The 12,363-nt window shown below is 72.7% G+C and carries 9 protein-coding genes; all 9 read right to left on the bottom strand.

The window, feature by feature from the left end:
- Positions 1-81 precede the first annotated feature (81 nt).
- Positions 82-2,916 (bottom strand): type I DNA topoisomerase, encoded by a 2,835-nt coding sequence (gene topA, locus ACFV2S_RS30635; protein ID WP_385566204.1) that lies wholly within the window; start codon positions 2,914-2,916, stop codon positions 82-84.
- Between the two features lie 272 nt (positions 2,917-3,188).
- The gene (locus ACFV2S_RS30630) at positions 3,189-3,386 is read right to left on the bottom strand and encodes a hypothetical protein (protein WP_385566200.1); all 198 of its coding nucleotides are present in this window, start codon (positions 3,384-3,386) and stop codon (positions 3,189-3,191) included.
- A gap of 168 nt (positions 3,387-3,554) precedes the next feature.
- A complete protein-coding gene (locus ACFV2S_RS30625; protein ID WP_385566195.1) occupies positions 3,555-4,373 on the bottom strand; it encodes an ABC transporter permease in 819 nt (272 codons plus the stop codon).
- 59 nt (positions 4,374-4,432) lie between these two features.
- A complete protein-coding gene (locus ACFV2S_RS30620) occupies positions 4,433-5,206 on the bottom strand; it encodes an ABC transporter permease (protein WP_385566189.1) in 774 nt (257 codons plus the stop codon).
- The gene (locus ACFV2S_RS30615) at positions 5,203-6,219 is read right to left on the bottom strand and encodes an ATP-binding cassette domain-containing protein (protein WP_385566186.1); all 1,017 of its coding nucleotides are present in this window, start codon (positions 6,217-6,219) and stop codon (positions 5,203-5,205) included. The genes ACFV2S_RS30620 and ACFV2S_RS30615 overlap by 4 nt, the downstream gene beginning before the upstream one ends.
- Before the next feature lie 76 nt (positions 6,220-6,295).
- A complete protein-coding gene (locus ACFV2S_RS30610; RefSeq protein ID WP_385566182.1) occupies positions 6,296-7,300 on the bottom strand; it encodes an ArsR/SmtB family transcription factor in 1,005 nt (334 codons plus the stop codon).
- Positions 7,297-8,862 (bottom strand): methyltransferase, encoded by a 1,566-nt coding sequence (locus ACFV2S_RS30605; protein ID WP_385566178.1) that lies wholly within the window; start codon positions 8,860-8,862, stop codon positions 7,297-7,299. The genes ACFV2S_RS30610 and ACFV2S_RS30605 overlap by 4 nt, the downstream gene beginning before the upstream one ends.
- A gap of 94 nt (positions 8,863-8,956) precedes the next feature.
- The gene (locus ACFV2S_RS30600) at positions 8,957-9,682 is read right to left on the bottom strand and encodes a small secreted protein (protein ID WP_385566174.1); all 726 of its coding nucleotides are present in this window, start codon (positions 9,680-9,682) and stop codon (positions 8,957-8,959) included.
- A 183-nt stretch (positions 9,683-9,865) separates the two neighbouring features.
- Positions 9,866-12,184, bottom strand: coding sequence for a sodium-translocating pyrophosphatase (locus tag ACFV2S_RS30595; RefSeq protein ID WP_385566171.1), 2,319 nt, complete (start codon positions 12,182-12,184; stop codon positions 9,866-9,868).
- Positions 12,185-12,363 lie beyond the last annotated feature (179 nt).

Here is a 12,363-nt window from a genome sequence, read left to right as displayed (position 1 = left end):
GTGCTACCCGCGGCCCGCGCCCCCACAACGGTGGGCGGGCGGGCGCACCCTCGCCCGCCCTCCCACGCACCCCTGAGGGCCCTACTCCGGCTTGGCCGCCGCCGTCTTCCTGGCGGCGGTCGTCTTCGCCGTCGTCGTCTTCTTCGCGGCCGTCTTCTTGGCGGCCGTGGTCTTCTTCGCCGCCGTCTTCGTGGCCGTCTTCTTCGCCGCGGTCTTCTTCGCGGGGGCCTTCTTGGCGGTCTTCTTCGCAGGTCCCTTGGCCCGCTTCTCGGCGAGCAGCTCGTAGCCGCGCTCCGGCGTGATCGTCTCCACGCTGTCGCCGGTGCGCAGGGTGGCGTTGGTCTCGCCGTCGGTCACGTACGGGCCGAAGCGCCCGTCCTTGACGACCACGGGCTTCTCGCTGACGGGGTCGGTGCCGAGCTCCTTCAGCGGCGGCTTGGCGGCGGCCCGGCCGCGCTGCTTCGGCTGGGCGTAGATCGCGAGCGCCTCGTCGAGCGTGATCGTGAAGAGCTGGTCCTCGTCGGTCAGCGACCGCGAGTCCGTGCCCTTCTTCAGGTACGGGCCGTAGCGGCCGTTCTGCGCGGTGATCTCGACGCCCTCGGCGTCCGCGCCGACGACCCTGGGCAGGGACATCAGCCGGAGCGCGTCCTCCAGGGTGACGGTGTCGAGCGCCATCGACTTGAAGAGGGAGGCCGTGCGCGGCTTCACCGCGTTCTTGCCGGTCTTCGGGGTGCCCTCGGGCAGGATCTCGGTCACGTACGGGCCGTAGCGGCCGTCCTTGGCGACGATCTGGTGGCCGCTGACCGGGTCGGTGCCCAGCTCGAAGTCACCGCTCGGCTTGGCGAGCAGCTCCTCGGCGAGCTCGACGGTCAGCTCGTCGGGCGCGAGTTCCTCGGGCACGTCGGCCCGCTGGTGGCCCTCCTGCTCCTTCTCGCCGCGCTCGACGTACGGGCCGTAGCGGCCGACGCGGAGCACGATGCCGTTGCCGACGGGGAAGGAGGAGATCTCGCGGGCGTCGATGGCACCGAGGTCGGTGACGAGCTCCTTGAGGCCGCCGAGGTGGTCGCCGTCGCCGTTGCCCGCGTCCGCGGCGCCGCCGGTGGCGGCCGTACCGCCCTCGGTCTCACCGAAGTAGAAACGCTTCAGCCACGGCACGGACTTGGCCTCGCCCCGCGCGATGCGGTCGAGGTCGTCCTCCATCCGGGCGGTGAAGTCGTAGTCGACGAGTCGCCCGAAGTGCGTCTCCAGGAGGTTGACGACGGCGAAGCTCAGGAAGGACGGGACGAGCGCCGTGCCCTTCTTGAAGACGTAGCCGCGGTCGAGGATGGTGCCGATGATCGAGGCGTACGTCGACGGGCGGCCGATCTCGCGCTCTTCCAGCTCCTTGACCAGCGAGGCCTCGGTGTAGCGGGCCGGCGGCTTGGTCGCGTGGCCGTCCGCCGTGATCTCCTCGGCGGTCAGCGCGTCGCCCTGGGCGACCTGCGGGAGGCGCCGCTCGCGGTCGTCGAGCTCCGCGTTCGGGTCGTCGGCCCCCTCCACGTACGCCTTCATGAAGCCGTGGAACGTGATCGTCTTGCCGGAGGCGCTGAACTCGGCGTCGCGGCCGTCGGCGGCGGTGCCGCCGATCTTCACGGTGACCGAGTTGCCCGTCGCGTCCTTCATCTGGGAGGCGACGGTCCGCTTCCAGATCAGCTCGTACAGCTTGAACTGGTCGCCGGTGAGGCCGGTCTCCGCCGGGGTGCGGAAACGATCACCCGAAGGCCGGATCGCCTCGTGCGCCTCCTGGGCGTTCTTGACCTTGCCCGCGTAGACGCGCGGCTTCTCCGGCAGGTAGTCGGCGCCGTACAGCTGCGTGACCTGCGCCCGGGCCGCCGTGACGGCGGTGTCCGAGAGGATCGTGGAGTCCGTACGCATGTAGGTGATGAAGCCGTTCTCGTACAGCTTCTGCGCCACCTGCATGGTCGCCTTCGCACCGAAGCCCAGCTTGCGGCTCGCCTCCTGCTGGAGGGTGGTGGTCCGGAAGGGGGCGTACGGGGAGCGGCGGTACGGCTTCGACTCGACCGAGCGCACCGAGAAGGAGGTCTCGGCGAGCGCGGCGGCGAGCGACCGCGCGTTCTCCTCGTTCAGGTGGAGGACGCTGTCGGTCTTCAGCCGGCCGTCGGCGCCGAAGTCGCGGCCCTGGGCGACGCGCTTGCCGTCGACCGTCGCGAGGCGCGCGACCAGCTGGGACGGGTCGGAGGCGTCACCGGAGCGGCCGGTGCCGAACGTGCCGGTGAGGTCCCAGTACTCGGCGGACCGGAAGGCGATGCGCTCGCGCTCCCGCTCGACGACGAGACGGGTGGCCACCGACTGGACGCGGCCCGCCGACAGCTTCGGCATGACCTTCTTCCACAGGACCGGCGAGACCTCGTAGCCGTAGAGGCGGTCGAGGATGCGTCGGGTCTCCTGGGCGTCGACCATGCGCTGGTTCAGCTCGCGCGGGTTGGCGACGGCCTCGCGGATCGCGTCCTTGGTGATCTCGTGGAAGACCATCCGGTGGACCGGGACCTTGGGCTTCAGGACTTCCTGGAGGTGCCACGCGATGGCCTCGCCCTCGCGGTCCTCATCGGTGGCGAGGAAGAGCTCGTCGGACTCGGCGAGGAGCTCCTTGAGCTTCCTGACCTGGGCCTTCTTGTCGGCGTTGACGACGTAGATCGGCTGGAAGTCGTGCTCGACGTCGACGCCGAGGCGGCGCACCTCGCCCGTGTACTTCTCCGGCACCTCGGCGGCGCCGGAGGGGAGGTCGCGGATGTGCCCGACGCTCGCCTCGACGACGTAGCCGGGGCCGAGGTAGCCCTTGATCGTCTTCGCCTTGGCAGGCGACTCGACGATGACGAGTCGGCGGCCGCCGTGTGCGGTCTCGCTGGTCGGGGACAACTTCGCTCTTCTCTCCGGATCGACACTCTCTGGCACGTACGGCACTGGCACGTACGACAGCGGCACGGACGGTGACGCTCCCGTCGCTGCGGAGTGTGACGGTACAACCCGCCCCCGTGTCAAACGGCGAAAGCCCGCAACGGCCACTCGAACGGTAACCCGAGTCCTGGCATTCCTGCCGCCCGGACTCCCGGTCGGGCGGGGCGGACGTCACGGCGCGCGCCGTCCCCGGAGGGATCGGGGGCGGCGCCGGAGGAGAGTGCGGGCGGGGATCAGAGGCGGCCGAAGCACCAGAGGCCGAGGGCCAGGAAGACGGCTCCGGAGAGGGTCGTCAGCGCGACCGCGGTGCGCGGGGCGACGCCGTGGGCCACCGGCTGGCCGTGCAGCGCCCGTACGGTCGTCCACAGCAGCAGCGCGCCTCCGAACAGCGTGAACGCCGCCCCCGCGAAGATCGCCGGCCCGCTCTCCATGCCCGTACCCCGTTCCGTTCACGTGCGGTGTTCGCCTCTCGCCGCCGAGGCTGGCACCCCCGGGCATCGCAGGCGCGAACTCCGGGTGAACGGAGCGGGCCGTCTCGTACGCTTTTCACGAAGATGGCCGGTAGTGACCCGCTCCGCCCGTTCCCGTGTCCGGGCCGGTCACATCGTGTCGAGGGTGGCGCGGCGGCGGCTCCCCCGCTCGAAGGCGGCGAGGAGGACGACGGCGAGCAGCCCCCATCCGGCGCCGACCGCGAGCTCGGCCCCGAGCAGACTCCCGTCCAGGCCTCCGCCGGCGGTCAGCCCGCGCGCCGCGTCCGCCGCGTGCGTCAGCGGCAGCAGCTCGCCGGCCGCCCGCATCCACCCGGGCAGCGTCTCCCGCGGCACGGCGGCGCCGGTCAGGAGCAGCAGCACGGAACTGGCCACGTTCGACACGAGGAACACGTCGCGGAAGCGCAGCCCGAGCGCCCCGAGCGCGAGCCCGAACGCCGAGCAGGCCGCCGCCGCGACGAGCAGCACGAGCCCCAGCCCGGGCAGCGCCCCGGCGGGCACGGGCAGCCCGAGGACGAGTGCGGCGACGGTGAGCACGAAGGCGCTGACGAACAGCCCGTTGACGACGTACGGGAGGGCTCGCCCGAGCCACAGCGGGACCCTGCGCCGGGGGGAGAGCAGGACGGCTCCGAGGGTGCCGTACCGGCGCTCGTTGGCGACGGCCATCGTGCCGCCGTACACGCAGGAGGCGGAAGCTGCGAGGACGGCGTTGCCCACGAGGTGGAAACGATCGTCGGCGACCGCCAGTTCCCGGCCGAGGAAGACGAAGAAGAAGACCTGGAGAAGCGGTCCGACCAGCAGCGTTCCGATGAACATCGGCGGGGTGGTCCAGTTGAACAGGGCGCGGTACGAGAGGGCCCCGCCGACCACGAGCAGCCGGGAGGAGGCGTGGAAGCGGAAGCCGAGCAGTCGGCACCGGAAGCGGAGCATCCGACGGTGGCCTTTCAGGCGGGGGTGTTCGGGCGGAGGAGCGGTCGGGGGAGGGGCGTTCAGGTGAGGGCGAGGGTGGCGGCGGCGCGGGCCCGGCGTTCCACCCGTCCGAGGACGAGGACGGCGGCGAGGGCGTATCCGGCGCCGAGCGCGAGCGCGGTGAGCAGCGGGGTGATCACGTCCCCGCCGGAGGTCGCCGCGTGCACGGCCCGCGCGCCCCAGGTCGTGGGCAGTGCCCAGGAGACGGGGTGGGTCCAGGCGGGCAGCACGGTGACGGGCACGAGCAGCCCGGACAGCAGCCAGACGGGCGTGTCGAGGGGATTGGCGAGGGCGTTGGCGTTGCGCAGCAGGACGAAGGTCGCGGCGAGGAGCAGCCCCGTCATGCCGAGCGCCAGGACGCACACCGGGACGGCGACGAGGAAGAGCAGCGGGTGCGCGAAGTCGAGCGGCACGCCGAAGAGCAGGACGCCCCACAGGACGGTCGCTCCCATCGCGTACGTGCCGATGACGGCGGTCGCGAGGGTGATCGGCAGGAGCACGAGCGCGAGCGGCGTCGGCGCGGCGACCAGGGTCTCCAGGGTGCCGAGCCAGCGCTGGTTCTGCACCGCGCCGCCCGAGCCGAAGAGCACCGAGCCCCAGATGCCCATGAGTCCGGCGCCGACGGAGGCGGTCAGCAGCCGGTCCGGGTCGCCGGCGGCCCGGAAGAGGTAGACGGCGAGGGTCGCGTAGACGAGCGGGACGAGGACGGCGAAGGTGATCTCGATCGGGGAGCGCGACATGTACGAGACGTGGGTGCGGACCCCGACCCCGATCGGGCGCAGGACGCGGATCACGCGGGCACCCCGTCCGGCTCGGCGGGGGCCGCCGGCCCACCGGCCGCCGTCTCCTCCACGATCGCGATGTAGGCGTCCTCCAGGGAGGGTTCGCGGCTGACGACCCGCCCGATCCGCACCCCGTCGAGAGCGGCGAGGACCGGTGCGTGCAGCTCGGCACCGCGGTCCGTCTGCACGCTCAGGGTCTGGACCGCGCCCCGGTCCTCGGCGGACACGCCCCGCACACCGGGCACCCGCCGGACCCGGTCGAGGACCTCCTCGCCCGCCCCGTACGCCTCGATGTCGAGGACGTCCCGGTCCCCGACGCGCGACTTGAGGCTCTCGGGGGTGCCGAGGGCGCGGATGCGGCCGCCCGCGATCACGGCGATCCGGTCGCAGAGCTCGTCGGCCTCGGCCATGTAGTGGGTGGTGAGGAGGACGGTGGTGCCGGCGGCGGCCAGGTCGGCGACCGTACGGCGCAGATCGCGGGCGGCGACGGGGTCGACGCCGATGGACGGCTCGTCGAGGAAGAGGACGTCGGGGCGGTGGAGCAGCCCGCGGGCGATGTGGAGGCGCTGCCTCATGCCGCGCGAGTACCCCTCGACCCGCTCCTTCTCCCGGCCCACCAGGCCGACCAGATCGAGGAGTTCGGCGATGCGCCGCTTCTGGTCGCGGGCGGGCACACCGTACAGCTCGGCGAAGTAGCGGAGGTTGTCGAGGGCGGAGAGCCGGTCGTACAGGCCCCGGTCGCCGCCGAAGACGTACCCGATCCTGCGGCGTACGGCGACGGGTTCGCGGGCCACGTCGTGGCCGAACACCCGGGCCGTGCCGGAGGTCGGCAGCAGCAGGGTGTTGAGCATCTTGATGGTGGTGGTCTTCCCGGCGCCGTTGGGCCCGAGCAGGCCGAACAGCTCCCCCGGCGCCACCTCGAAGGTGACCCCGCGCACGGCCTCGGTTTCGGTCCGCCGGGACCTCGGCCACCCGGTCCTGCTGGTGTAGGTGCGGCGCAGCGCGTCCGCCTCGATTGCGAGCATGCGCCGGACGTTAGGAGCCGGAGGAAGGCCCGGGCCATCGATTCGGGAGGCCCCGAATCGTCGGCCTCCCCGGGACTCACGCCACCGCCGCGAGCACGTCCTGCCCGGCGAGCAGCGCCAGCAGCGAACGGCCCGTGTCCGTCAGCTGGTAGTACACCGAACGCCCGACGCGGTGGCGGGTCACGACGCCGGCCTCCGCGAGGACCGACAGGTGCTCGGAGACCGTGCTGGGCGCGAGGCCGAGCCGGTCGGCGAGCCCGGCCGTGGTCAGGGGCCCGCCCAGCTCGCGCAGGACCGCCGCCCGGCCCTTGCCGAGCATCAGCCCGAGCCGGTCCTCGGCGACGGGCTCGGCCGGTTCGCGCAGCGCGGCCGCGCCCCGGGCCTGGAAGCTGACCGCGAAGACCTCGGGGTCGTCGGTGGAGTAGAGCCGGCAGCCCTCGGCGAAGACCAGCGGCACGAGGACGAGGCGCCGCTCGCCGGGCGCGTACTCCGCGTCGATGTGCTTGGTCAGTTCGAGCACGGGCGGCTGCCACCGCGCCCGCGACTCCAGGCCCGCGAACAGCGCGTCGACGCCCTCCGTGGCGAACGTCCTGGCCCGGACGAGCACTTCGTCCTCGACGAGGCGGCGCATCGTCGGCCAGTACGGCTCGATCGCGCCCTCCCAGTAGGCGGCGTACGCGTCGGCGAGCGCCGCGCAGGCGGCCTCCGGGTCCTTCAGGTAGGGCTGCACGAACGGCGCGTCGGCCATGCCGGGGTAGCACTCGGCCACCTGGGCGCGGACGAACTCCGGGTCGGTGGCCCGCAGGGCGGCGAGCTCCTCGTGGACGTGGACCGTGCCGAACGGCCGCGGCAGCAGGAAGTCGGAGACCTCGTACCGCCCCTCGGCGAAGAGGTCCCACAGCGGCCGGAGCCGGTCGTCCTCGCGCCACACCTCGCGCGCCTGCCCGACCCAGCCCTGGTACGGCCACGAGGGGTGTCGGTGCGGCAGCGCGAGGTGCATCGCGCAGAACGCGTCCCGCAGCGGACTGATCGCGATCCGGGTCGCCCCGAGCGAGGCCCCGTCCAGCTCGATCCGTATCAAGCGCCGCCCTCTCCGGCCGCGGACGGGTCGTCCGCCGCCTCGGTCACCGGGAGCAGGAAGCCCTCCTCGACGAGCAGCCGGATGGCCTGCGGGGTGCGGTCGCGGAGCACGACCGGGTCCTCGCCCATCAGCTGCCCGATCGCGTCGAGGATGCGGCCCGCGCTGAGCGTGCCGTCGCACACGCCCGCGAACCCGGCCCCGACGTGGTCGACCCGGGTGGCGCGGCGCATGCCCCGGTTCTGCCGGAGCACCACGTGCTCCGGGTCCTCGGCGCCCGGCAGCCCGACCTGCTCCTGCACCACTTCGGGCGCGAGGGTGAACCGGTCGGCGAGGAGCGCGGCGTCGTCGTGGCCGCGCAGGTAGTCCTGGCGCTCGAAGTGGGCCAGGACGGTGGGACCGAGGGGCTGCTCGACGGGGTGCGGCCACTCCTCGACGACGATCGAGGGCTCGACCGCGCCCGACGCCACGGCCTCGTTCCGCCGGATCGTGATCCAGCCGAAGCCCACCGCGCGGGTCTTGCCCGCCTCGAACTCGTCGAGCCAGCGGTCGTACGCCGCCCGGTACGCCTCCGGGTCGCCGCGGTGGTCGCCGCTGTCGCGCAGCCACAGCTCCGTGTACTGCGTGATGTCCTGGACCTCGCGCTGCACGATCCAGGCGTCGCAGCCCCGCGGCACCCAGGACCGCAGCCGCTCCTGCCACTCCTCGCCCTCGACGTGCCGCCAGTTCGCGAGGAACTGGGCGTATCCGCCGTCGTTGAGCCGCTCCCCGGCCTGCTGCACGAGGGTGCGGCACAGGTCGTCGCCGCTCATCCCGCCGTCCCGGTAGGTGAGTCCGGCGCCGGGGGAGATCACGAACGGCGGGTTGGAGACGATCAGGTCGTACGTGTCGCCGTCGACGGGCTCGAACAGCGAGCCGGTCAGCAGCTCGGCCTCCCGGGCCCCGGACAGGGCGAGGGTGAGCCGGGTGAAGTCCAGGGCGCGCGGGTTGAGGTCGGTGGCGGTGACCAGGGTGGCGTGCTGGGCGGCGTGCAGCGCCTGGATGCCGGAACCGGTGCCGAGGTCGAGCGCGGAGGAGACCGGCGTACGGACCGTGAGGCCGGCGAGCGTGGTGGAGGCACCGCCGACGCCGAGGACGACCCCTTCGTCCTTCTTGCCGATCCCTCCGGCTCCGCCCACGGCGCAGCCGAGGTCGGAGACGATGAACCAGTCCTCGCCGTCGGGTCCGCCGTACGGCCGGACGTCGACCGTGGCGAGGACGGCGCCGTCCTCGCGGACCACCCAGCCGTCGGCGAGGGCCTCGTCGAGGGGGAGCGCGGCGGCGGCCCGGTCGGCCGCGACGGGCTCCTGGAGCAGGAAGAGCCGGACGAGGGTCTCCAGCGGGGTGTCGCCACGGGTGGCGCGCAGGGCGGGCACGGTCTCGCTGCGGGCGAGCGCCGCGTACGCCGGGGCGCCGAGCAGGTCGAGCAGACCGTCGGCGGTGAAGTCGGCGGCGAGCAGGGCCTCGCGCAGACGGGCGGCGTGCGCGGGCACCGGGAGGGCGGGAGGCAGGCTGGTCGTACTCACCGCTCCATTGTGACGGCCGCCACCGACATCCGGGCGGCCGACCCGGCGGGGTGCGGCGGATCGCCGCCACCGCCGGGCCGATCGGCCCCGGGTCCTACTCCTCGGTCTTCGCGACCGTGGACTTCTTGGTCGCCTTGGCGGAGGGCTTCTTGCTCGGGTCCGAGGAACCGGAGTCGGAGTCCGCGTCCGCGTCCGAGCCCGCGGTGGAGCCGTCGGTCGAACCGGCGTCGGACGTGGATCCGGGCTGCGGGGAGCCGGAGGTCTTCGGCGGGACCGAGGCCGTCGGCTTCTGGCAGCCGGGCTGCTTCGCCATCGCCTGGCCGAGCTCGCCCTCCTCCAGCTTGGACAGGGCGTTCTGGTCCATCTTCTCGATCTTGGTCAGGCCGTCGGCGACGCTCTGGAGACCGTCCGCGAACTTCTGCTGGTTCGTCGGGTCCAGCGCGTCGACCTGCTTCTTGAGCCCCTCGTAGGCCACCGCGGTGGCGTTGAGCTCCTTGATCGCGTCCTGCTGGACCTTCTCGCCGTTCTCGACGGGCGGGGCGCCGGCGGCCTCGACGGCCTTGGCGAGCGCGCGGTCGGCGTTCGCGATGTCCTGGAACGCCTTCGAGTCGGCGGCCTGGATCTCGGCCGGCTTGCTGTCGGCAGCGGTCGAGATGATGATCTGGTGGGCGTCGGCCCGCTTCTGGATCTGGGGCTTGGCCTGGTCGCAGAACGTCTTGGCCCAGTCACCCACCTTGTCGCCCTCGTCGTCGCTGCAACCCGACAGCGCGAGCACCAGTACCGCGCCGCCGGACAGTGCGGCCGCAAGCTTCTTGTTCAACGGATCGGTCCCTTCCAAGGCTCTCGGCCCCGGAACATACACGCCGAACGGGCTACTTCCACCTTTCGTGCGACGGATTCCGCCCAGATTGCCACCTTTTGAACCAAGCGATGTGTCTCACGATCACCTCCGAAACTCCCGGGAATGAGACGGACGCCACGCCGGACCGACGCGGACAGCACGTCAGGACACCGCCACCGAGCGCCTCTTGGACACCCGCACCGCGCCCACCACGACGGCGAGCGCGACCAGCGCGACCGCCGCCCGCAGCCCGGCGCTCGCGTCGTCGCCGTAACCGAACCGCACGACCGCGGGGGCGATCAGCAGCGCCACCAGATTCATCACCTTCAGAAGCGGGTTGATCGCCGGACCCGCCGTGTCCTTGAACGGGTCGCCGACCGTGTCCCCGATGACGGTCGCCTCGTGCGCCTCGCTGCCCTTGCCGCCGTGGTTCCCGTCCTCGACCAGCTTCTTCGCGTTGTCCCACGCGCCACCGGAGTTGGCGAGGAAGACCGCCATCAGCGCGCCCGTACCGATCGCCCCCGCGAGGTACGCGCCGAGCGGGCCGACGCCGAGCGCGAAGCCGACCGCGATCGGGGCCATCACGGCGAGCAGCCCGGGCGTGGTGAGTTCGCGCAGCGCGTCCTTGGTGCAGATGTCCACGACCCGCCCGTACTCCGGCTTCTCGGTGAAGTCCATGATCCCGGGGTGTTCGCGGAACTGCCGCCGCACCTCGTAGACCACCGACCCCGCCGAGCGGGACACGGCGTTGATCGCGAGCCCCGAGAAGAGGAAGACCACGGCCGCGCCGAGGATCAGGCCGAAGAGGTTGTTGGGCTGCGAGATGTCCATCGAGAGTGTCACCTCGCCCGCCCTCACGCCGAACTCCCCGACATCGGCGACCGAGGTCGCGATCGCGTCCCGGTACGAGCCGAAGAGCGCCGAGGCGGCCAGCACGGCGGTGGCGATGGCGATGCCCTTGGTGATCGCCTTCGTGGTGTTGCCGACGGCGTCGAGGTCGGTGAGGACCTGCGCGCCCGCGCCCGTGACGTCCCCGGACATCTCCGCGATGCCCTGGGCGTTGTCCGCGACCGGACCGAAGGTGTCCATCGCGACGATCACGCCGACGGTGGTGAGGAGACCCGTCCCGGCGAGGGCCACCGCGAACAGCGCCAGCATGATCGAGGCCCCGCCGAGCAGGAACGCCCCGTAGACCGTGAGCCCGATCAGCAGGGCCGTGTAGACGGCGGACTCCATGCCGAGCGCCACGCCCGCGAGGACGACGGTCGCGGGGCCGGTGAGGGAGGACTTGCCGATGTCCCTGACCGGCCGCCGGCTCGTCTCGGTGAAGTAGCCGGTGAGCTGCTGGATGAGCGCGGCGAGGACGATGCCCAGGGCGACCGCGACCAGGGCGAGGACCCGCGGGTCGCCGCCGTGGCCGTGGATGCCGGGCTCGGTGACGCCTTCCAGCTCGGCGTACGAGGACGGCAGGTACGCGAAGGACACGACGGCGACCAGCGCGAGCGAGATCACCGCCGAGACCAGGAACCCGCGGTTGATCGCGCTCATGCCGCCGCGGTCGGCGCGCCGCGGGGCGACCGCGAGGATGCCGATCACGGCGGTGACCACACCGATCGCCGGCACCATCAGGGGGAACGCGAGACCGTGGTCGCCGAAGGCCGCCTTCCCGAGGATGAGCGCGGCGACCAGGGTCACCGCGTAGGACTCGAAGAGGTCGGCCGCCATGCCGGCGCAGTCCCCGACGTTGTCGCCCACGTTGTCGGCGATCGTGGCGGCGTTGCGCGGGTCGTCCTCGGGGATGCCCTGCTCGACCTTGCCGACGAGGTCGGCGCCGACATCGGCGGCCTTGGTGAAGATGCCGCCGCCCACCCTCATGAACATCGCGATGAGCGCGGCCCCCAGGCCGAATCCCTCCAGGACCTTGGGCGCGTCGGCGGCGTAGACGAGCACGACGCAGGAGGCCCCGAGCAGCCCGAGGCCCACCGTGCACATGCCGACGACCCCGCCGGTGCGGAACGCGATCCGCATGGCCCGGTGGGCGACCTCGTTCAGGTCCTTCTCGGGCTCGCCCGGCCCCGGCGTGGCCTCCCGGGCCGCGGCGGCGACCCGCACGTTGGCCCGTACGGCGAGCCGCATCCCGATGTAGCCGGTGACCGCCGAGAACAACGCCCCGACCAGGAAGAACAGGGACCGTCCGGCGCGCTGCGACCAGGTGTCGGCGGGCAGCAGCATCAGCAGGAAGAACACGGCGGCCGCGAAGACGGCGAGGGTCCGCAGCTGCCGGGCGAGGTAGGCGTTGGCGCCCTCCTGCACGGCGGCGGCGATCTCCTTCATCCTCTCGGTGCCCTCACCCGCCGCGAGCACCTGGCGGACGAGGAGCCGGGCGACGACCAGGGCGGCCAGGGCGATGGCCGCGACGACGATCACAATCGTCCGGTTCCCGCTGGTGAGCACCGCCGCGGCGAGAGATGTGGGGTACATGGAGACGGATCATAGGGAGACGAACCGGTGCATACGGGGATGCGCCGTTTCGTGGGCGAGGGCACCCCGCGCCCACCCGGCACGCCGAATTTGGGGGGGGCGCCGGCGGGGGGGGGGGGGGTGGAGGGGTGATGGTGAGAGTGGCGGGGGGGCGCGGCGCGCCGCGCGCGCCGCCGCGC

Source organism: Streptomyces sp. NPDC059695 (assembly GCF_042733785.1).
GTDB lineage: Bacteria > Actinomycetota > Actinomycetes > Streptomycetales > Streptomycetaceae > Streptomyces.
Note: the sequence above shows the minus strand (reverse complement) of the source record. Positions and strands in the feature narration are given on the sequence as shown.

Bases quoted from the DNA above. Each gene is read 5' to 3' on its own strand.
- ACFV2S_RS30630 (WP_385566200.1), bottom strand. From the start codon at position 3,386: ATGGAGAGCGGGCCGGCGATCTTCGCGGGGGCGGCGTTCACGCTGTTC.
- ACFV2S_RS30615 (WP_385566186.1), bottom strand. From the start codon at position 6,219: ATGCTCGCAATCGAGGCGGACGCGCTGCGCCGCACCTACACCAGCAGG.
- ACFV2S_RS30625 (WP_385566195.1), bottom strand. From the start codon at position 4,373: ATGCTCCGCTTCCGGTGCCGACTGCTCGGCTTCCGCTTCCACGCCTCC.
- ACFV2S_RS30595 (WP_385566171.1), bottom strand. From the start codon at position 12,184: ATGTACCCCACATCTCTCGCCGCGGCGGTGCTCACCAGCGGGAACCGG.